Raw genomic sequence first — 20,933 nt, 5'->3', positions numbered from 1 at the left:
GGGAAAACCATTCCCCATAATTACCCTAACTCCCAGCACCCATTCGTTCAACACTGCATTCAGACTAGGCTGTTCCAGCCGTCAGAATGCTTAGTTATTGGCAACAGTTTTTAGCTGTTATTCCTTCAAATATACCAAAACCATCTTTGTTGGTTGGTTTCCTGAATTAATTACTGCATGTGTTTCAGCATCACCAAACCAAATAGATGTACCGGATTCAACTTCAATTTCCTGAGCATCTCCATTCTCGGGAGTAATCTTAACTTTAGCATCTGTTAAGACAACAGTTAAATGTGGTTCGTGATGGTGCATCCCCAATCCACATACATCGCCTTGTGGCCAACTAAAATGTTCGATTACTTTAATTTTGTCATTATCAATAATGACTTTTTCTCCTGATTCTGGAGTTTCCTGATTTTGTGCAGCTAGTGAGCCACAAAAAAACACTAATGATAAAATAAATAAATTCTTCATGATGTTAATTTTTAATGATTAATAACTACATCACAAAGTTAAATGCGTATATCTCAAAGAGTTTTTCTTAAAAAATCAATCTTTTTGTTTTAGCGTCCAATCCAAATTAAATTGACTATTTGTTTTGATTCCGATATTCGGAGGGAGATACATTGAATGTATCCTTAAAAATCCGGCTAAAGTGAGATACATTCTCGAAGCCACAATTAAAAGTAATATCACCAATCGATTTTTCTGAACTGATGAGAAGAAGACTGGCTTTTTCAAGTCTTTTCATTGTTAACCATTTCCCAGGTGTTGTTTTGTAATATTCCTCAAAATCTCGCCTGAAAGTGCTTGTGCTTCGGTTTGCAATCTCAGCAAACTCTGAAATTTTCAAATTATACATATAGTTTGCCTCCATTACTTCCCAAATGGGGATTAAATAATCTCCTGTCAATTGATTTACGTATGCAAGTATATGTTTATTATCAGGATGTGCTAAAATGTTGTAAAGTAATTCCTTAAACTTTCCTTCGAAAATAGTATCAGGTAATAACTGTGGCTTTTCAAAATAGGGCAGCAGACTTTCGTAACAATTGCGGATTTGAGTATTTATTTTAAATACATGAAACATCTCAGAACTCACCTTAGGCAAATTATTCACTGGCAGATCCTGCCTGAATTCCTCAAGCACCTTTTTTAGATAGTTATCTTTTAAATATAAAACCAACACCTCCCAATCTGAATAATCCGAAGGCAATTCCTGCAGGAAAGCACATCTTTTCACAAAAAAACCTTTGTCCTTATTTGTTTCCCATGTGTTATTTCCGTGATGAATTAGTCTTTTACCCCTTATTGTAAAGTTTATTTGGTTGTGATTTGAATATAACTGCAGTATTTTATCTTTTTGCGGGCATTTATAATACAAAAAAAGTTGATCCTTTAATGTAAGCTGATTAAATATATCAGGATTCGATTTATGTACCTCGTATATATTCATTCAATCACATTCTATGTGCTTCAACAATCTCGGGTTCAAATTGTTGCCAACTACTGGCTAACCGCAACCATTGCAGTTAGTTTCCTTTTATGGACCTATACGAAAACTCCCTAAATATAGGAAAAACCCCATCGCCAGGATTACTCCTCCCCTCCCAATGCCCGGACTTGCCGGTCTTCTTCGATATGGCGGATGCCCTGGATTTTGAGTTCCTGCAGGTCTAGCCACAGCCGCCTATCATGCCGGCAAGGTGTCCAAAATGGATTGGCTGGCCTTTGATGGTGACAACTTTCCGTCTACCGTTTAGTTTCTATATGGCTACCGTGATTGGTTTAACAAGTAGATGCCTAATAACCTGTTTGCATTGATCTCGGCGGTAATTGACTATTTCGTCCAGTTTTCAATTTTTATATTTTGGAGACGATCAAAATGCTTTTCATTATTCGTCACTAATACCATATTATTTTCAATCGCTGTTGCACCAATAAATAGGTCCAGGTCATCTACGATATTTCCCTTTTTTTTGAGTCTTGCTTTTTCCTTTGCGTAAACATCAAGCGCTCCGTAAATTGGCAGCTGTTTAAAGCTGTCAATCAATCCGTTAATTACTGGTCTATTCTTGTCTGGGTTGGTACTTTTTTCAACCCCGTATTTTAATTCTGCAACAGTAATTTCGGAAATAAAAAAATTTTCGAATCCCAATCTTTCTATTTTATCAACGAGGCCATATCTGCCTTTTAGAAAATAGATACAGATATTGGTGTCTAACAAATAATCCATTACAAATCCTCAATCTGCCTGTTAGTATACCTACTTGCTCTAATCTCTTCTATAATTTCTTCAGCACTTTCTTCAGATTCCCATGCACCAAATAACTTCTTCCAGGAATCATCCTTTATCTCTTTTTTTGTCCCTTTTAGAGAATCAGTAATCTTGCTTATTATTTCGAGCTTTACATCTGCACTCAAATTCTTAACCATCCGAAATATATTTTCCGCTATATCTAGCTTATTACTTTCCATATTAAATCTAATTTAAGTCAATCAAATTAACGAAAAATATTCAAATTTAGGTTCGTGATCTTTTTTTGTATTGTCGCGAATTAGCAATGAACCTGCCAGCGGAAGAGGTCTATGGCCCGGGGTACCCGTTTCGACACGAAACAGCCGTAGAAAAAAACCCATCGCCAGGATTACTCCTCCCCTCCCAGTGCCCTAACCTGCCGGTCTTCTTCGATATGGCGGATGCCCTGGATTTTGAGTTCCTGCAAGTCCTTTTCCTTACCGGAACTGCAGCCGCTGATAATGCCGGCAAGCTTTAAAATCCGATGGATGGTACAGCCCTTCTCCTGCAGGCCTTTTGCGATCAGCTCTATATGTGGCTCCGATCCACGCTCTATAGATGCGATAAAGTTTCGTTTCATTGGTTTTTATCGAAATTTACTGAGGAGACTGCACCAGGCCAGAACCTACATCACGACCGGGCAGCGGCAAGGGCCTGGAATGACTGATTAGCTTGTCCCATATCTCCCGGGCCGTGGCCTCGGGAAAAGCTTCCAATAACTGCGCCGCTACGCCTGCCACAAAGGGGGTGGCCATACTGGTACCGCTTAAAATGGCGTATTTCTGGGGGAGTTTCCAGGAACTGAATATTTCTACACCGGGACCGGCAATGTCCACCAGCCCCCCATCTGGGTTTAACCCTCCACAGGAAAAATCGGCCACATCCGAACGCCGGTCCAACGCCCCTACGGACATAATATTGGGGCAGTTGCCGGGGTGATTGACAGCACGGATAATCCCCTGATTGCGATGGCTGTCGTTTCCGGCAGCGGCAATGATAAGGGTACCCATATCCATGGCTATACCGGCAAGCTCGTCGTAAATATTGGAATAGCGGGTATTTTCTTCCACCGAGGCGCCCAGTGACATGGAGATCACTCTGCAGCCCTGGGACACAGCCCATTCCATTCCTGCCAGGATTCCGCTATCGCTGCCTACTCCCTCGTTGGAAAGCACCTTTCCTACGTACAAGCCAGCATCTGAGGCGGTTCCGTAGCGGATACCACTGTTGCCCCGAACCCCTCCGACGGCAATGCCAGCACAGTGGGTACCGTGTCCATGCGCATCTTCTGCCGATTCTCCCTGTATAAAGGATTTGGCCACCACCTCCCTTCCCTCAAAATCCGGGTGGGCCAGGTACATGCCGGTATCCAGTACCGCCAGCTTTACACCCTTACCGGTAAAGGAACCAGACAAGGCCCCCAGGGCATTTAAACCCCAGTAGGCTTCTGCTGTATTTTCAAAAACAGGAGGGGCCACAGGAGGCGGGTCTTTGGGTGCCGGTCCCGGACCAGCACCGGGAGGATCTCTCCTGATACCAAACAGGCGGCATATAAATTGCCAAAGCAAATTGCTACTTCGAACCCCTTCCAGCGCGTACAAATAGCGCTCGGGTTCCTCGTATTGAAAACTTCGTTGAGAATAAAGCAGTGACTTGACCTGCTCATCGTGGTTGGCGTTGATTACCGCTACCCGGAACTTCTCAAACACGATCCCGTCAGCCTCAGTAAAGGCCTTCTGATAATCTTCCTCGTGGCTACGGTAGGCACTGGAGGGAGCCAGGCGAAGGGCCGCTCCTGAGGCTTCTTCATCTATCTTTTGCATACTGGCGTCGGGGGAAAGCATTACCAGCTTTTTACCAGTGTACTTGGGACGATCTCCGGAAAGAATTTGAAAAGAGGTGTAGGGATCCATGGGACGGTGGTTTGGTTGAGGTTACTTAGTACCGATTTAAAAGTTACCAATTTTTCCTTAAAAAAGCCAAGCCTTTCCTTCCTGAATCTGTCTTACTACCGGTATATCTGCTTCCGCCCAGTCCAGGTCCCGCAAGCGCTCAGGCAGCATCCAGCGATAAGCGGCATGTTCCACCAGCCGGGGCTCTTCAGCAGCGATCCTGGCCCAATAGGGAACCAGGCAAATGGCTAGGTCCCTGTAATCGTGGTTCACTGGCTGCATTCTTTTTCCCAATTGAATAGTCAGCCCCAGTTCCTCCTGAATTTCCCGAATCAGGGCTTCTTCTACCGTTTCTCCCGCTTCCACTTTCCCTCCGGGAAACTCCCATTTCAGTGGCATGCGCATCTTTCCGGACCGCTGTACGGCCAGAATCTGATTTTGTGAATTGCGGATGACCGCACAGGTAACCAATAGCATAGGGTTGAAGGTAGTTGACAAAACAATTCAACTCAATTTTTCTCAAAAAAAGTTGAGTTTTCCATTTATAATCCAGGAAAAAAATCACTATTTTTATGAGGGATCAAGCGGGTGTAGCTCAGTTGGCAGAGCGTCAGCTTCCCAAGCTGAAGGCCGTCGGTTCGAACCCGATTACCCGCTCTCTTACGTACAAAAACCTGATTTCCCCTCTCATCTGTTAATGGCCAAACCCTACTTGGCAGTATAGACCCGGACTGGGTGAGATTGCATCAACATCCTGCTATTTTTTTATTTTCGAAAATGAGGCATTTGCAATGCCGGATCCTCAATAAATTACAAGAAAAGGGCCTCGTTATTTCTTTCTAGCCAGTTTTATCCATTACAAATGGCTTTTTGGTGGATCTTATCTGTTTACGACAGCGAAGATAATCGGGTGAAGTGGAATATTTAACCCAGTAGTGACAGCAAAAACGCTTATGTTATGGATACCTATATGCCTCCTATGGTAAAAAAAAACAGCCTAGGGAAATGCTTCCATAGGCTGTTTAATGTGCGTTTTATTGGGATATTTCAGGCAGCGTTTCGGGCTGCATTGATGATACCAAACATGGTTCGTAGAATCAGCTTTTGCAAAGCGGTATCTTCTTTGCCTTTTTCCAGAATGGTTTGTATAGCATATTGCTGAATGGTAATCAGCGGCAATACAATTTTTTCCCGGATGCCGATGGATTCCTTACTCAGCGGACTGTCTTCCAGCAGGCTGTTCATCCCGGCTACTTTCAGGATTTTTTCGTAGGAAAGTTGGTACTCCCCATACATTAGATCCCAAAAACCTCCAAATTGCTCGTCTTCCTTAAGGTAAGCCGTGGCAGGGTAAAAGGCTTTGGCCAGCGATTGCATGGAATTCCCCAGCAAGGACCGGAAAAACAGCGAGTCTTTGTACAATTGCTGCACCTCTTTCAATTTTCCTCTTTTCTCCAATTCCTCGATGGCCTTTCCAACTCCGAAGAATCCAGGAATATTCTGCTTCATCTGTGCCCAGGCACCTACAAATGGGATGGCACGCAGGTCTTCAAATTTCATACTGCCCCCTTTACTCCTTTTTACAGGCCGGGAGCCAATATTAGTCATACCGAAGAATTTTAGCGGAGTGACCTTTTCCAGGTAAGGAACAAATTGGGGATGATTCTTTAGTTCCTTATAGGCATTGTAACTGATATCTGCCATTTCTTCAATCAGCTCCTTCTGCGTTTCCGTCAGGCTATTTTCGCTTGAGGGATACAGGTGACTTTCCATTCCGGCACTCAGGAGTTGCTCCAGGTTGTAGGAACAACTTACCGGCTTGCCGTAATTGGCGCTGATGGTTTGTCCCTGAATGGTGATCTGGATTTCCCTATTTTCCACGTTTGGTCCCAGCGACGCATAGAAATTATGCGTGTTTCCACCTCCCCGTGCCGGTGGACCTCCTCTGCCGTCAAAGAATACCACATCGATTCCTTCTTCTCTGGCCACAAGGGTTAATTCTTCCTTGGCACGTAGAATGGACCAGTTGGCCCGGATATATCCTCCATCTTTGGTGCCATCCGAAAACCCAAGCATGATCGTCTGCTTGTCTCCCCGGTGTTTTAAATGATCCCTATAAATTTTATTGTGGTAGAGGGATTTCATCACTCCCGGGGCGGCAGCCAAATCATCAATGGTTTCGAATAATGGAACAATATCCAAAAACAAATCGCCTCCTCTGGCAAGAAGCAGTTTGTTCAGCTGGAAAACCTCCATAATGTGAAGCACCGATTGGTTATTGGAAATGATGTACCGGTGACAACCCATGGGGCCGTTGCCTTTTTGTATGTAGGCAATGGATTCGATACTCTGCAACATTTCCCTGTGAAAAGGGTCCTCCAGTGTATCGATTGCAGGTAAGTTAGAAGTGCCGAGCACTTTTTGGATCTTGCTTTCCTCATCCCCTTCATGGTAGGATTTCAGCGCCGCTTCTCCGTCCTTTTTTTCTATGATGGCATCCCATAAACTGTCGTGTTTTCGACTATCCTGCCGCACATCCATGCTGGCGAAATGGAAGCCAAAAACCCGCACTTTCAGGATAAACTCATCCAGCAATTCCAGGGAAAGCCCTCCATGGTCCTCAATGATACCCTTTCTGGCTTGATAAAGCACCTCGAGCAGGTCATCTTTGGAGTGGAATACTTCTCCGCCTCCGCTAAAAAGGGTGTTGTAAATTCCCTTTTCTGCTTTAATGAGGTGGCTTTCCACGTTGTGAAAGGTAAGTCTTCGTCTTACTTTTCGAATATCTCTGTAGTAACACTTCAAGATGCTGTTTTGAAGCTTGTCGGCTACTTTTTTGGTAATATCATGGGTTACATACGGATTCCCATCCCGGTCTCCGCCCGGCCAGAATCCAACCTTCAGCAAGTTGGGGTTTTCCCAATCGTGCAACGGGATATTTAATTGGTTGAGGATCCGAATCATGATATCCGAAATGCTCGGATAAAATACGTATTCCAAAAACCAGGTCAAACTTACGGCCTCCTCGTAGGGAGATGGCTTTTCTTTGTTAATAAATGCCGTTTTTCCCAATTGCCTTAATAGCAGGTCAATATCGCCCAGGTCGTTTTTACGTATGGCCTGTTCCAAATCGGTAATGATCGCCAACACATTTCCCGGGTAAAACTGGGTAGGGTGAGCGGTAAGTGTTAGCCGAACGGAGAAATTCTTCAGCTTTTCGATCAACTCCTCCCGTTTGTGATCGTTTTCAGCTCGGGAAATAAACGCGGTCATGGTGCCTTTTCCCTTGATATCATTGAATTTTTCGTAAGCAGCATCCTCAATGGAATCAAACAACACTACCTGCCTTTCAATGTACTGAACCATTTTAAAGAGCAGGTCGTGTCGGTCGGTTTCCGGTTTGTCTGCCATCAGTTCCTCAAAAAACTGCTGAATAATTTCTTTTGGAGATTTGTTTTTCTGAAAGCCTCTTTGGCAAGCCTCAGATAAGATGGGCAACAGGGTGCCCGTTCTGTATATTTGGTCAAAGGGTAGGTCTAAAAATAGACTGTTATAGATCGTAAAGCGCTTTGCAACTTCAGTCTCGTAAATGTTTGCCATGGTAAATAGGATTAATTTTAATCTTTCCAATTACTCAAAAATGCACATTTTTTTCTTTCCATACACCTATATCTGCTTAAATTTTACCCTAGCAAAGGGGGTTTTTTATTTATTTTACTTACAATCAGGATATTACTCCTGCTTCTAATGCGTCGTTCCTAGAATCGCAGGCCAGTAGGCTGTCCTATCGGAGATTTTTCGTATTTTAGGCTTTCGAAAATCAACCTCCATAAACCAGCGCTGATGTTAACCGCAGTAATTTCGGGATTTATTTTTGCTTTACTTATACCTTTTATCCTCGGTCGGCTAAAATCCATTTCAACGCTTTGGGTGGCATTGTTGCCATTAACCCTATTTATATACTTCCTTTCTAAAATTCCAGAAATACTGGCCGGCAACACAATAAAAACCAGTTACCAATGGGTGCCTTCCCTGGGAATCAACCTGGATTTCTACCTGGATGGTTTGTCCCTGCTGTTTGTGTTATTGATCAGTGGGGTAGGTACGTTGGTCTTCGTCTATACTTCAGCTTACCTTAAGGGCCACCACTACCTGGATCGGTTTTATGCTTACCTTTCCTTATTTATGGCGTCCATGCTGGGGCTGGTCCTTTCTGATAATATCTACACCTTGTTTTTGTTTTGGGAGCTGACCAGTATCAGTTCCTTTTTTCTGATCGGATTTAATAACGATAAGGAGGATTCCCGAAAATCGGCCTTGACGGCATTGGCAATTACAGGATTTGGGGGCTTGTTTCTCATGGTAGCGATGGTGGGCTTGGGACAGATCACAGAGGTCTACCAGATTTCGGCTATGGCTCCAATGGCCGAAGCCATCAAAGACCATTCGTTGTACGGTTGGGTCTTATTCTTTTTATTTATAGCGGCATTTACCAAATCCGCCCAATTTCCTTTTCACTTTTGGTTGCCAGGAGCCATGAAGGCGCCGACTCCGGTTTCTACTTACCTGCACTCTGCCACCATGGTAAAAGCAGGTGTCTACCTTTTGGCGCGATTTACCCCCGTTTTGGGAAATCATGAATGGTGGAACGGAACACTGATCATTGTAGGAGCCATTACCATGGTTTATGCCGCCATCCATGCCTTGTTCCGAATTGATTTAAAAGGAATTCTGGCTTACTCTACCATTTCTGCGCTGGGAATCCTTGTTTTTCTTATAGGCCTGGGTTCTCCGGATGCCTTACTGGCTGCTTGCATTTTTATTCTGGTACATGCGCTGTACAAGGCTACCTTGTTCCTGGTTACGGGCATTATTGATCACGAAACCGGCACCCGGGATGTGACGCAGCTACGAGGCTTGAATAAGGTCATGCTACCGGTAGGCATCGCCGCCATGCTGGCAGCTATTTCGAATGCTGGAATTCCCCCTTCCTTTGGGTTTGTGGGAAAAGACCTTATTTATGGAGCTACATTGAATATGGGAGATTTGGCTTGGCTCTTAACCTGCCTGGCTATTCTTACCAATGTGGCTTTGTTGGTGGCCGGCTTTGTGGCAGGCATAAAACCATTCTTAGGAAAACTGCCGGAAAAATTTGAAAATGTTCATCTTCCTGCCCCTTCCATGTATGTTCCGCCTTTAATTCTGGCCACTCTGGGTATCCTTTTTGGATTGTTTCCCGGAATTTTGGAAGGAGGACTGATCAAGCCGGCGGTAAGCAGCCTCACGGGCGCTAGTCCCGATTTCCACCTGCAGTTATGGCATGGTTTTAATTTGATATTTCTACTGAGTCTGATAACGATTGGGTCCGGAACCGTGCTGTATTTCCTGCTAAAACCTTCCGAAAGCCTGTTGAAAAAGGTTACCGCATTCGATCGGTTTTCTCCCCAAACCATTATTCTAGGTATTTCCCATGGATTTAAACTTGCAGGAAAAGGATGGACCGGTTTCTTTCAAAACGGCTATTTGCGCTATTACCTGATCACCATTCTTGGTTTTCTTTCGCTTCTATTGGCATACCGCCTGTATTTAGGAGTAGACCTGCTTATCAATACGGAGCTGATGACAGAGGTTACCTTCTATGAGGCTGTGGTTTTGCTGGTAATGGCAGTCGCTATATTATTTACCGTTTTCTCCAAATCCAGGCTGGCAGCCGTAGCTTCTTTAGGAGTGGTTGGGTATTCTTTTTGCCTGATCTTCCTGTTCTATTCAGCGCCTGATTTGGCTATGACTCAATTTTCCATCGATACGTTGACGGTTATTTTATTTGTCCTGGTCCTTTATAATCTACCCAAATACCTGAAGCTATCCGATAACCGCGTTCGGATTCGGGATGGATTGTTATCACTTATCTTTGGTGCCCTGATTAGTATTCTGGCCCTGGAAGTGATGAGTGAATCCCTGAGCAAGGAAACCAGCGAATACTACGCGGAAAACGCCTACATTCTGGGAAAAGGTAAAAATGTTGTAAACGTAATTCTGGTCGATTTCAGGGGATTTGATACGATGGTGGAAATTACGGTTTTGGCCATTGCCGCTATTGGTGTTTTTGGCCTGTTGAAATTGCACCTTAGAAGTACCGAAAAAGAATAATCTATGAAATCGAGCATGACGTACCCGCCACACACTGGGATGATTATCAACCATGCGAGATTCCATTTGGCCTTTGAAAAGCAAATTATAAACACATGAAATCGAGCATGACGAGATCGACACACAGAGGGATGATTATCAGGCATGCGAGATTCCATCTGACCGCTGAAAAAAAAATATAAACAGATGAAAACAATCATATTCAAATCTGCTTCCGTCTACCTGCTTCCGTTGTTATTACTATTTTCCGTATTTATTTTGCTTCGGGGCCATTACCTTCCTGGAGGGGGATTTGTTGGCGGGTTGATGGCTTCCATTGCTTTTGTGATCCATTCTTTTGCCAATGGGGTCGAAAACACCAAAAATATCGTGAAATTTCATCCTGGGTTCCTAATGCCAGTTGGTTTGGCGCTGGCCTTGCTGGCAGGAAGCCTACCTTTGTTTATGGGCGAAACCTTCATGACCGGTTTGTGGATGGATCAGCCTGTACCGGTTATCGGTACGGTAGGTACGGCCTTGTTTTTTGATACAGGCGTGTATCTGGTGGTTATAGGGGTCACCCTTACCATTATTTTCACCATATCTGAAGGGTTATAAGCATGGAACTATTATTGGTAATTATCATCGGGTTATTATATGCCGCAGGTATTTACATGATGCTGAGGCGGAGTCTGGTTAAATTAATAATTGGACTTATTTTACTGGGTAACGGAGCCAACTTACTCATCTTTTTACTAGGGAAGATAGTGAAAGGAGAGCCTCCCATCATAGGTCCCAGTGAAAAAATGCTGGGTGAAATCTATGCAGACCCTGTACCTCAGGCACTCATTCTGACTGCCATCGTTATCAGTTTTGGCCTGCAGGCTTTTGCCATTATTTTAATAAAAAGAGCCTATAAAGTAGTGAAAACAGACGACCTGGACGAAATGTACGCAACCGACGAAGATTTATGAGCAACCCCTACATTGTTTTACCTGTCATTTTCCAGCTTTTTGTTGCCGTAACCTTGATGTTTTCCTGGACCAACAAAAACCTGCAAAAGCTGATTTCTGTAGTAGGATCTCTCATTGCCTTACTGATCAGTATTTTGCTTTTGCTAAAAGTCAACCAGGAGGGAATTCAGACCATGCAGGCGGGAGGTTGGATCGCTCCTTTTGGGATCACCTTTGTAGCCGACACACTAAGTGCACTGCTGGTTTTACTCACCGCTATCTCCGGACTGGCTGTCAGCGTATTTTCGGTTGGCAGTGTGCGCAACGCACGGATCCGATTCGGGTACTTCCCCATCCTTCATTTACTGATCATGGGGCTAAGCGGAGCCTTTCTTACAGGAGATATTTTTAACCTTTACGTCTGGTTTGAAATCATCATTATTTCTTCCTTTGTACTGATCACAATCGGAGGGGAAAAAGCCCAGTTGGAGGGGGCTATCAAATACGTAGCCATGAACCTGTTGGCATCAGTTGTTTTTCTTACGGCAATTGCAATCCTCTATGGCCTTACCGGTAGTCTTAACATGGCAGACCTTTCCCTGCAAGTGGCAAAGGTAGAAAACCGGGGGTTGGTAAACGTGACTGCCATCCTGTTCCTGGTGGGTTTTGGAATCAAGTCAGCTGTTTTTCCCCTTTATTTTTGGCTACCAGCTTCCTATCACACGCCGCCACCTGCCATTTCGGCTATTTTCGGAGGATTACTAACAAAAGTGGGGGTTTATGCCATGCTGCGGGTGTTTACCCTGATCTTTATTCCCGACACGTTTCTTACCGCGGTCATTACCATCATGGCAATGTTGACCATTTTCTCAGGAGCAGTGGGTGCCTTGATGCAAAATAATATCCGAAAAGTCTTCAGCTACCTGATCATCTGCCATATCGGGTTTATGTTGGCAGGTCTTGGTGTATACAGTACACTTGCCCTTGCGGGAGCCGTCTTTTATCTGGTTCATGACATTGTGGTCAAAACCAATTTATTCATGATTAGCGGCTTGATTTTCAAATTCAAGGGCACCTATTCCATGCGCCTGCTGGGTGGTTTTTACAAGGAGCAGCCCCTGATTAGCCTACTGATAGCCATTTCCTTGTTTTCGTTGGTTGGCATTCCTCCCCTATCCGGTTTCTGGGGGAAACTATTAATCATCCAGGGTGCCTTGGATTCTGCTAATATTTTATTGATTGGCTTTATAGTATTGGGAAGTTTCCTTACCTTATTCATCATTGCCAGATTATGGTCAGAGGTGTTTTGGAAAGATCCGCAAGAACTGCCAAAGAAAGAGCACATCAAATACTTCAATGAACTAAAACCCCTTAAAAAGCAAGCAATGCTGGCCTCGGTGGTTTTTTTATCCATACTTTCTTTAGGAATCGGTTTTGGAGCAGAGTGGGTTATGCGGATGGCGATGCACATTGCTGAAAATCTGATGGATCCTTCCGCCTACATTCAAGCCGTTTTGGGAACTTAAATCACACTAAAAATGATAAAAACCAGATTTCTCAGCAATCTACTTCTTTCCTTTATTTGGCTGGCGGTGACGGGTACCTTTTCATTCGTGAATTTCCTATTCGGGTTTTTATTGAGTTTTTTCCTACTCTGGCTGATATCCAGTAACAGAAGGGAAAACACCTATTTTTACCGGGGTCCCAAATTGATCGCCTTTGTCTTCTTTTTCCTTTACGAGTTGATTAAGGCCAATCTTCAAGTAGCCTATGACGTGGTGACGCCCAGCTATTACATGAAACCGGGGATTATTAAAATACCGCTCACAGCCAAGTCGGATTTAGAGATTACCCTATTAGCCAATTTAATAACTCTCACACCCGGCACCCTTAGCCTGGATGTGTCGGACGACCGGAAAGTATTATATGTACATGCGATGTACGTAAACGACAAGGAGGAATTTATTGCCGGAATTAAAAATGGATTTGAACGGAAGTTATTAGAGATACTGAGATGAGTGTAAACGACTATTTATATCTGGTGATACTGCCCATTCTCGCCGTATCCACCGTTTTGATATTTATCAGATTTGTCATAGGCCCTACCCTTTCCGATCGGGTGGTTTCCCTGGACTTGCTACTGACTACCGGTATCGGCATTATTACCATTTACAGTATTCATACCAACCAACCGGCATTTTTGGATATTGCGATGATCATGGCTTTGATTGCCTTTTTAGGCACGGTAGCCTTTTCCTACTATTTAGAAAAAAGAGAAAAAAATGAGTGAATATTGGATCATTGGTTTGAGTTCTATAGGAGCACTATTCATCCTTATAGCAGCAATCGGCGTGGTAAGAATGCCAGATCTATACCTGAGGATCTCCGTCACTACCAAAGCAGCGACGCTGGGAATCGGGTTAGTCCTTGTAGCGGCAGCTGTCTACTTTAATGAATTTGGAATATTTTCACGTGTTTCCGCTATCATTCTTTTTATGTTGCTCACAGCTCCTGTAGGAGCCCACATGATTGGCCGCGCCTCCTACTTCACTGGGGTGAAATTATGGAAGCACTCCAAATTAGATGATCTAAAAGGAAAATACCATCCCAAAAGTCATGAATTGGCAAGTGACGTAGAAAACGAAAAAGAAAATGAATCGAAGTAATTTATTGGTTGCCGCTCTCCTATTCCTTTTCCTGGCATGCGGTACCCGCCAAACAAAAGAGGAAGAAAATAAATCTCAAGATATGTCTGCTACTTATGTATTTCTTCTGGGAACCTATACTGACCTGCCGGAACAAGGCATCCACCTGGCTGGCTTCAGTCCTGAAAATGGTTTCGAAGTGTTGGCGACCGCTTCCGAACCCGAAAATCCTTCTTTTGTCATCGCTAATAAGAACCAAAACCTTATTTTTACAGTAGAAGAAACCAGCGGAGCCGAAGGAGGAAAAGTAAGTGGCTTCCAGTTAGCAAAAAACAGTATTTCAAAAATCAATACGGTATCTGCCGCCGGAAACAGCCCCTGCTACCTAAGCCTGGATCCTTCCGAAAAATTTCTGGTGGTGGGTAATTACTCGCAGGGTAACTTTTCAGTAATTCCCGTAGCAAATGATGGGCATCTAAAACCCGCCATTCAGGTAGTCCAGCATGAAGGAAGTAGCGTTAACCCTGGCAGGCAAAAGCAACCTCACGTTCATTCGACCGTGTTTCACCCGAAGGACGGAAAATTGTTTGTGGCCGATCTGGGTACCGATGAAGTGGTGGTTTACAATTTTGATTCGCAAAAGGAAAAACCCCTGGATGTGAATCCCCATTTCAGATTGCAGGTGGCCCCAGGAGCCGGGCCCCGGCACATGGTCTTTAACGAAAACGGAGACCGGCTGTACCTGGTGCATGAAATAACGGCCGAAATTGGGGTTTACCAGTACAATGAAGGCACATTAAAACACCTGGAAACCCATTCTCTTTTACAAGAAGGATTTGAGGGAACAGTGGGAGCTGCTGAGGTTCGGCTAAGCCCGGACGGTAAACACGTGTACGTCTCTAACCGTGGAGATGCGAATGAAATTATCGGGTTTGCGGTAGCTCCGGATGGTGGTTTAAAGCATATCCAAACTCTTTCATCAGAAGGCGAGGCCCCGCGTAACTTTAATATTACACCTGATGGAACTTATGTCCTGGTGGGAAATCAAAATTCCAATACCCTGCTTGCCTTCGAAAGGGATGCTAGAAGCGGGTTATTATCCGCAACAGGACATCAGCTTGACATTCATAAACCCGTCTACATAAACTTCCTACCGTAAATCCGTGATTCATGCGGTATATTTCCGGGAATCAATTCTTTTCCTTAATATTGTGGCCATTTCGGCCTAGCCGATACGTTTTTCCAAAAGTAAAACCAAAAAAATGACAACCACAAGGGAGCGAATCTACCAATGTTTATTGAATAGGAGGGAGACAGAAAAGGCAATAGACCTGATTAAAACCAAGTTTCCTGTGATGATGTCTGAACGGTTAAACCTGTTCAAAATTTCCTGTCCATTAGCCATTATGGATGGCACGGGTATCAACGATGACCTGAATGGTATCGAACGACCGGTAAAATTCCCCATCCGAAACCAATCAGATGCAACAGCTGTGGTGGTCCAATCCCTGGCAAAATGGAAACGGTGGCAGTTGGCAGAACTGGAGGCAGAAAATGGAGAAGGTATCCTGACAGACATGCGTGCCTTGAGGCCGGATGAGGATTATTCGCCCCTGCACTCCCTGTATGTAGATCAGTGGGACTGGGAACAAAAGATTTCCGAAAAGCATCGCAACCTGGAGTACCTGAAAGCAGTAGTCGAATCCATTTACGGGATCTTTCAGGAACTGGAGGGATCCATAGCCAAAACTTTCCCTGCTATTCAGCCGATTTTGCCGGAGAAAATCACCTTTATCCAAGCCGAAGAACTCCTTCGGAAGTATCCGAATTTGTCGCCGAAAGAAAGGGAATACCAGGCCTGCAAAGAGCACCAGGCTGTTTTTCTAATCGGAATTGGCGATGTACTCAGCAACGGGGAAAAACATGACGGAAGGGCGCCGGACTACGATGATTGGAGTAGCTATAATTCTGAGGGGCACAAAGGCTTGAACGGGGATATTCTGGTATGGAACCCCATGCTGGAAAATAGTTTTGAACTCTCTTCCATGGGAATCCGGGTAGATGCTGACACACTGGAAAGACAGCTGGAAATTTCAGGACAACAAGAGCGGAAGGAATTATTTTTTCATAAAAAGTTATTGAATGGGGAATTGCCGCAAAGTATTGGTGGCGGAATCGGTCAATCCAGGACTTGCATGTTTCTTTTACGAAAAAAACACATTGGAGAGGTCCAATCGGGTATTTGGCCGGAAAAAGAAGTGGAAAACTGCAAAGAACAAGGTATAGAATTAATGAAATAATTTCTTAAAATAAGGATGTATTTTGAATTTTGCATGGGATTTATATAAAATACAATTTTAAGAAATCTTTTAATTTTAGGAAATAATTTTGCCAAACTGTTTTTTTTGCGAAAAGAATCACTACCTTTACACCCATTAATACAATCAATTAATTACAATTATGAACACAGGAAAAGTAAAATTTTTTAATGAATCCAAAGGATTCGGTTTTATCATTGATGACGAATCATCTAAAGAGTATTTTGTGCATGTCTCTGGACTAATCGACGAAATCAGAGAAGACGATGATGTATCCTTCGATCTTAAAGAAGGAAGAAAAGGTCTGAATGCAGTGAATGTGAAGGTAGTTAACGCATAACATAACATTGACATCAGTAGTAGAAAGCAACCCAAACGGGTTGCTTTTTTGCTTTCAGGGCTTTTGTCATTGATTATTAAGTACCTTCCAATACCATCCGACCGGACTGAAGTTTGCCCCGTATGGTTTGACCTGCCCCATGATCAATAAACAAATCCTCACTACTGGATCGATCACCGATACTTAACCTACCGCTGCCTACACTAAAATCAAAATTAAACTGGTTCAGGTCCGAGTTGGTAGTAACTTTCATATAGCCCGAGGACGCCGAAAAATAGCTCTCTGGGCCTAATCCGCAATCTTCCGCTTGCAGCATTCCAGAGGAAAGGGAGATCTCTCCCAGGGTGGCTACCCGATTTAAATCTGCCTTTCCGGAACTCATCTTCCCAGTAACCAGGCCATCGACATTAGCGATTTGTACCAATCCACTGGACCCTTTAAACGTAACGGACCCCGTCATACCATCCAAGGATGCCATTCCAGAAGACAATTCCAGGTTCAGATTTCCTTGAATATCTTCCATCTGAACACTTCCAGAGGAAATTTTTACTTGCAGGTTTGGGGAATCCAAATCCTTTGCTTCAATCTTTCCGGAACTACCCCTAAGTTTAATATTTTCGTTCTGAACGTGGTAGACCTCAAGTTTCCCTGAAGAATTGTACATGTCCAACTCCATTTCCCTCGGTCCCTTCAAACTGATAAAACCATCTACCTGTTTGCCAAACAAAAATGAAAAATCCATTTCAGTTTCAAAAGTCACGATGAGTTCATCCCCGGATTGCTTGTAGGTAATGCCCTCTATACCCGTATCGGTTGATTCCAAAAAGGCGGTTAGGTATACCTTATCGGTATCCTCGCCTCCAGTATAGCTGATTTCCAAGGCTCCCCCGTGTACACGTACTTTATGGATTCCTTCAAAAGAGGTGTCTATATCCGATACCGTTTCTTTGGGAAGTGGATTGCAGCCAAAGGACAGTATTAGGATTCCAACAGCCGTAAGCAGTATATTAATTCGATTCATTGGAATCTTCTTTTTTTAGATCAGTGCTCATAGACATTAAAGATAGCGTTTCGTGCGCCACCTTTAGGTTGTATTCGTACGCAAGACTCTTGTAGTTAACCAGATCCACAATCGTTCCGATAAAGCAGAGTCCTACTGTCAACAAATACAATATACCCAGGCCAATCTGTCCAAGGATGAAGCGATGTAGACCAGCAAATCCAAAAAAACCAATCAAGGTTAAAATCAAAACCATCTGGCTATCCTTTCTCCGTGCCCTATATACCTGAGAAAAAAGACTTGCCTGTTCGTCATTCATATCTTTCAGAATACCTTGTATGTATCCCAATTCCATACCTTCCAGTTCCGGAAGATGCTTTAATACGTTTGCCATCGTTTTATTTGTTTTTTTATAAATAGTAATAATTCAAACTGACGCCACATAATCACCAATAAGGCAAAACCTCCAAATGGATGCCACCCCCATGAAGCCTGAAACGCTCCATGCATGAAATCATGCATGGAACGACCCAGCCCACAACCCGGGCACCAGCTAATTCCCAGGTTTGCCAAAGGGCATAGACTGTGGTGCTGTCCGTCAGCTATGCCCGAGAAGTACAAGCCTACTAGCGCAATGGTCCAGATAAGAAATTCTAAAATTCCAGTTGGCGTGCGTTGCATATACTTAAATATACGAATAGAATGCCAGTATTGAAATGCTGGAATATGCTACGTAAGAGGCATGTAAAAAAACATAGGGTCCGGTTTCGTAACATTTTTCGTTCATTTTCGAACACTATCACCGAAGCGAATAATAAAACAGCCTACTGTAATGAAGGAAGAGAAATGGAGACCGCAGTTCCCAACGATTTTTTTGATTGGATAACAAATTGCTGGTATAATAAAGAAAAGCGGGAAGGACCGGAACCAACACTGAACAATCCACTGTTTGACAAACTACGAAATACCCAGTCGGGGATTAGGGAGGCTTTATGGATTCCAAGTACCTGACTCATTTCCCCTCCCATATAAAAGGCTAAGATCGCTTCCATAAATGGAGCTAACTCAGGCCTGATGAGTTCCTGCTGATAAAAACGAAGTAGGGACTTCACCAGTTTTTTCCCGGCAGGAGAGGATTTCAAATGCCGCTTTCTAATAAGCCTTTCCAGCTCGAATGCTTCTTTACTAGTATGGGGTAAAAAGGCAGGGTCTATTCCCATATAATACCCAACAAGCGCCCAGTATTGGAGTAGGCCATCTCGTTGCTCTTTACTCACGCTTACCCCACTTCGTTCCATTCCCCGGGATACCAGCAAACTGAATGTAAGGTTTGTTGCCAACATATCTTCCTGATTTATTGGCTTCCCCCAACCAGGGTTCCAATCCCGGGCATATTTATCGATAAATATCCTGGACAACGCATGAATCAACCGCACCTTTGCCAGCACTAACAATACGTTCTTATCTCCCAAAAATGCATCAGGCCGGTAGCACTCCAATACAAATAAGGCGGTTTCAGACAACCGTTTTCCAGGGTTATCCAGGATTTTTTTTGACCTTACCAATACCTCTGCCCCATCTGCAAAGGCATACGTATAGGGTAAGGAGTAGAATCCCAGCAAGGACAGAATTAAAGCAGCATTTATTTCAAAGAAGCCTTGAGTTCGCCGAATTTGATGTGGATCAACCAAAGGGGGAGGCTGAAGAAAAATTTGAAAGAAACTCCTCAAAGTATCAGGAAACGTTTCGGGAATAGTTTCAGGAATTATATTCCATGAATTAATTATCGATACCAGTTGCGGGTCCTGGATTAGATCCGCTGCAGCGGCATCTGCGGGCGCATCCAGTCGTTTTCTTAACTGATCCAGATTTCCATTGGTATACAAATCCATTTTATTCACAAAAATCTAACTTGTATTTCGTAAATTAGTTTAAAATAAAACCTTAACAAGCTTTTTAGTATGTGCTACCATTTTATCATTCCAATACCTAAAACGAGTTTCTTTCTTTTGTTGTTGTCGATAATGCTCTTTTTCAAGCCTGCTGCCTTTTCTCAAGAGGCAAGCGATGTATTTTTGGTGGATGCCAAAAAAAACATTCTGGGCTTCAAGGTTTTTTCTTCTTCCATCGAAAAGATTACTGATAGTAAGCGCTACGACAATCAACCAAAATTCATTAATGATTCGCAATTGGTTTTTTCATCCGAGGACGATACGGGTAATGTAGAAGCTATTTTATATACCTGGGAGAAAGATCAGTTTACCAACATGACCAGGACTCCAAATAAAAGTGAGTTTTCTCCGGATCTGACAAGCTGCGGCCAATACATCTCAACCGTAACCGTAGAAGAGGACAGTAGCCAAAGAATCTGGCTTTACCCTATCAATTTTGGGGAGCCCGAACTCTTGTATGATGATATACAGCCGGTAGGCTATTATGGATGGCATGGAGAAACGGCGGCTCTATTTGTAATAGGAGAACCTAACCGCCTGGTATTCCCTTACGGAAGGGAAGATATTCATACCATTGCGCAAAACACCGGAAGAAGCATTCAAAAACGGCCGGGGACAGATGAAGTAATATTCCTGGACAAGAACAACAATATCGTGGTAGATGGCAAAACCACGTTTGAATTGAAGGCTTTTCACACCCAAACCCGGGAAATAACCAGTTTGGGTTTGGCGTTAGGAGGATCTGAAGATTTTTGCTGGGTAGATAAAAACAACCTACTCATGGCCAGGGGAAAGGAACTGTACCTACGCAGGGTAAATAAAGGAATTGAATGGGAGAAAGTAGGGACTTTTACTATCCCTGGTTACGGAAATATCAGCAGACTTTCGATCAGCCCTGACACAAAAAAAATCGCAATAGTACTGGAACGGCTAGACTAAACTAATGACAGGGGTGTCTTTAATTAACACGCAGCCAAAAAGACTTCCCCAACCTGCTTATTAAAATAGGTTATTTTGGTGTTTTTGTGGCAATCTAACTTGCTGCAGCAATTTTTTTCTGTAGATTCTACCTGTGTAAATCCGTGTTATCTGTGGTGGCTGTTTATTGTTTCACCGCAGATTGGCTCCTATTTTCACAGAGTTAGTTTTTGTGGCTTTAAAACTAACGTATTTGCATTAGGTAGGTAATAAACGAGGAACCACATAAGTTATTGAAGGTCATATAAGTCGGCTCGCATTCCCTTCTATGAGCTTATATCACTTGTATGGTTTTTTTAATTCTTTGTTTTATCTGCGGTATCTGCGGTATCTGCGGTATCTGTGGTGGGTATTTTATTGCCTTGGGGTATAAGGGCATAAAAAAAGCCCTTATGGCGTTAACCAAAGGGCTTTTAAATAAATGAGG

The 20,933-nt window shown here is 43.5% G+C and carries 23 protein-coding genes and 1 tRNA gene; 12 read left to right on the top strand and 12 right to left on the bottom strand.

What is annotated here, in order from left to right; all coding sequences use genetic code 11:
* Nucleotides 1-117: 117 nt before the first annotated feature.
* From GKS34_RS22995 to GKS34_RS22965, 7 genes are all read right to left on the bottom strand, one after another.
* Complete coding sequence (locus tag GKS34_RS22995) at nucleotides 118-474, bottom strand: cupin domain-containing protein (protein ID WP_163387469.1); 357 nt, start codon at nucleotides 472-474, stop codon at nucleotides 118-120.
* 115 nt (nucleotides 475-589) lie between these two features.
* Nucleotides 590-1,456 (bottom strand): helix-turn-helix domain-containing protein, encoded by an 867-nt coding sequence (locus GKS34_RS22990; protein WP_163387468.1) that lies wholly within the window; start codon nucleotides 1,454-1,456, stop codon nucleotides 590-592.
* 384 nt (nucleotides 1,457-1,840) lie between these two features.
* The gene (locus GKS34_RS22985) at nucleotides 1,841-2,236 is read right to left on the bottom strand and encodes a type II toxin-antitoxin system VapC family toxin (RefSeq protein WP_163387467.1); all 396 of its coding nucleotides are present in this window, start codon (nucleotides 2,234-2,236) and stop codon (nucleotides 1,841-1,843) included.
* On the bottom strand, nucleotides 2,236-2,478 hold the full coding sequence (locus GKS34_RS22980) for a hypothetical protein (RefSeq protein ID WP_163387466.1): 243 nt from the start codon (nucleotides 2,476-2,478) through the stop codon (nucleotides 2,236-2,238). Before GKS34_RS22980 ends, GKS34_RS22985 begins: the two co-directional genes overlap by 1 nt.
* 170 nt (nucleotides 2,479-2,648) lie before the next feature.
* The gene (locus GKS34_RS22975) at nucleotides 2,649-2,879 is read right to left on the bottom strand and encodes a hypothetical protein (protein WP_163387465.1); all 231 of its coding nucleotides are present in this window, start codon (nucleotides 2,877-2,879) and stop codon (nucleotides 2,649-2,651) included.
* Between the two features lie 16 nt (nucleotides 2,880-2,895).
* Nucleotides 2,896-4,212 carry a S8 family serine peptidase gene (locus GKS34_RS22970; RefSeq protein ID WP_163387464.1) on the bottom strand — a complete coding sequence of 439 codons (1,317 nt, stop codon included), beginning with the start codon at nucleotides 4,210-4,212 and terminating at the stop codon, nucleotides 2,896-2,898.
* 57 nt (nucleotides 4,213-4,269) lie between these two features.
* On the bottom strand, nucleotides 4,270-4,689 hold the full coding sequence (locus GKS34_RS22965; RefSeq protein WP_205602138.1) for a (deoxy)nucleoside triphosphate pyrophosphohydrolase: 420 nt from the start codon (nucleotides 4,687-4,689) through the stop codon (nucleotides 4,270-4,272).
* An 86-nt stretch (nucleotides 4,690-4,775) separates the two neighbouring features.
* On the opposite strand from GKS34_RS22965, the gene GKS34_RS22960 reads away from it, so the two are divergent.
* A tRNA-Gly gene (locus tag GKS34_RS22960) sits at nucleotides 4,776-4,848 on the top strand.
* Nucleotides 4,849-5,238: 390 nt separating this feature from the next.
* Here the strand turns inward: GKS34_RS22960 and GKS34_RS22955 are convergent.
* Nucleotides 5,239-7,791 carry a phosphoenolpyruvate carboxylase gene (locus tag GKS34_RS22955; protein ID WP_163387460.1) on the bottom strand — a complete coding sequence of 851 codons (2,553 nt, stop codon included), beginning with the start codon at nucleotides 7,789-7,791 and terminating at the stop codon, nucleotides 5,239-5,241.
* 243 nt (nucleotides 7,792-8,034) lie between these two features.
* On the opposite strand from GKS34_RS22955, the gene GKS34_RS22950 reads away from it, so the two are divergent.
* From GKS34_RS22950 to GKS34_RS22905, 10 genes are all read left to right on the top strand, one after another.
* The gene (locus GKS34_RS22950) at nucleotides 8,035-10,341 is read left to right on the top strand and encodes a putative monovalent cation/H+ antiporter subunit A (RefSeq protein WP_163387459.1); all 2,307 of its coding nucleotides are present in this window, start codon (nucleotides 8,035-8,037) and stop codon (nucleotides 10,339-10,341) included.
* Nucleotides 10,342-10,527: 186 nt separating this feature from the next.
* Nucleotides 10,528-10,938 carry a Na+/H+ antiporter subunit B gene (locus tag GKS34_RS22945; protein ID WP_163387457.1) on the top strand — a complete coding sequence of 137 codons (411 nt, stop codon included), beginning with the start codon at nucleotides 10,528-10,530 and terminating at the stop codon, nucleotides 10,936-10,938.
* Nucleotides 10,939-10,940: 2 nt separating this feature from the next.
* Nucleotides 10,941-11,294 (top strand): Na+/H+ antiporter subunit C, encoded by a 354-nt coding sequence (locus GKS34_RS22940; RefSeq protein WP_163387455.1) that lies wholly within the window; start codon nucleotides 10,941-10,943, stop codon nucleotides 11,292-11,294.
* A complete protein-coding gene (locus GKS34_RS22935) occupies nucleotides 11,291-12,799 on the top strand; it encodes a proton-conducting transporter transmembrane domain-containing protein (RefSeq protein WP_163387453.1) in 1,509 nt (502 codons plus the stop codon). The genes GKS34_RS22940 and GKS34_RS22935 overlap by 4 nt, the downstream gene beginning before the upstream one ends.
* Before the next feature lie 12 nt (nucleotides 12,800-12,811).
* Nucleotides 12,812-13,291, top strand: a complete 480-nt coding sequence (locus tag GKS34_RS22930) for a Na+/H+ antiporter subunit E (protein ID WP_205602137.1) — start codon at nucleotides 12,812-12,814, stop codon at nucleotides 13,289-13,291.
* A complete protein-coding gene (locus GKS34_RS22925; protein WP_163387443.1) occupies nucleotides 13,288-13,563 on the top strand; it encodes a cation:proton antiporter in 276 nt (91 codons plus the stop codon). Before GKS34_RS22930 ends, GKS34_RS22925 begins: the two co-directional genes overlap by 4 nt.
* A complete protein-coding gene (gene mnhG, locus GKS34_RS22920) occupies nucleotides 13,556-13,939 on the top strand; it encodes a monovalent cation/H(+) antiporter subunit G (RefSeq protein ID WP_163387441.1) in 384 nt (127 codons plus the stop codon). The genes GKS34_RS22925 and mnhG overlap by 8 nt, the downstream gene beginning before the upstream one ends.
* Nucleotides 13,926-15,077 (top strand): lactonase family protein, encoded by a 1,152-nt coding sequence (locus tag GKS34_RS22915; RefSeq protein ID WP_163387439.1) that lies wholly within the window; start codon nucleotides 13,926-13,928, stop codon nucleotides 15,075-15,077. Before mnhG ends, GKS34_RS22915 begins: the two co-directional genes overlap by 14 nt.
* A 103-nt stretch (nucleotides 15,078-15,180) precedes the next feature.
* Nucleotides 15,181-16,218, top strand: coding sequence for an aspartate--ammonia ligase (gene asnA / locus GKS34_RS22910; protein WP_163387437.1), 1,038 nt, complete (start codon nucleotides 15,181-15,183; stop codon nucleotides 16,216-16,218).
* A 160-nt stretch (nucleotides 16,219-16,378) separates the two neighbouring features.
* Nucleotides 16,379-16,576, top strand: a complete 198-nt coding sequence (locus GKS34_RS22905; RefSeq protein ID WP_014020889.1) for a cold-shock protein — start codon at nucleotides 16,379-16,381, stop codon at nucleotides 16,574-16,576.
* A 76-nt stretch (nucleotides 16,577-16,652) separates the two neighbouring features.
* Here the strand turns inward: GKS34_RS22905 and GKS34_RS22900 are convergent, their stop codons facing one another.
* The 4 genes from GKS34_RS22900 to GKS34_RS22885 all read right to left on the bottom strand — a co-directional run bounded on the left by GKS34_RS22900 (nucleotide 16,653) and on the right by GKS34_RS22885 (nucleotide 19,468).
* Nucleotides 16,653-17,597: a DUF4097 family beta strand repeat-containing protein gene (locus GKS34_RS22900; RefSeq protein ID WP_163387436.1), complete on the bottom strand. Its 945-nt coding sequence runs from the start codon at nucleotides 17,595-17,597 to the stop codon at nucleotides 16,653-16,655.
* On the bottom strand, nucleotides 17,584-17,970 hold the full coding sequence (locus GKS34_RS22895) for a TM2 domain-containing protein (protein ID WP_163387434.1): 387 nt from the start codon (nucleotides 17,968-17,970) through the stop codon (nucleotides 17,584-17,586). The genes GKS34_RS22900 and GKS34_RS22895 overlap by 14 nt, the downstream gene beginning before the upstream one ends.
* A complete protein-coding gene (locus tag GKS34_RS22890; RefSeq protein WP_163387432.1) occupies nucleotides 17,955-18,257 on the bottom strand; it encodes a DUF2752 domain-containing protein in 303 nt (100 codons plus the stop codon). The genes GKS34_RS22895 and GKS34_RS22890 overlap by 16 nt, the downstream gene beginning before the upstream one ends.
* A gap of 143 nt (nucleotides 18,258-18,400) precedes the next feature.
* Nucleotides 18,401-19,468 carry an oxygenase MpaB family protein gene (locus tag GKS34_RS22885; RefSeq protein WP_240459435.1) on the bottom strand — a complete coding sequence of 356 codons (1,068 nt, stop codon included), beginning with the start codon at nucleotides 19,466-19,468 and terminating at the stop codon, nucleotides 18,401-18,403.
* Between the two features lie 117 nt (nucleotides 19,469-19,585).
* On the opposite strand from GKS34_RS22885, the gene GKS34_RS22880 reads away from it, so the two are divergent.
* A complete protein-coding gene (locus tag GKS34_RS22880) occupies nucleotides 19,586-20,467 on the top strand; it encodes a TolB-like translocation protein (protein WP_240459434.1) in 882 nt (293 codons plus the stop codon).
* The last annotated feature ends 466 nt before the right edge of the window (nucleotides 20,468-20,933 follow it).

Source organism: Cyclobacterium jeungdonense (assembly GCF_010994275.1).
In the GTDB taxonomy this organism is placed as follows: Bacteria; Bacteroidota; Bacteroidia; order Cytophagales; family Cyclobacteriaceae; genus Cyclobacterium; species Cyclobacterium jeungdonense.
Note: the sequence above shows the minus strand (reverse complement) of the source record. Positions and strands in the feature narration are given on the sequence as shown.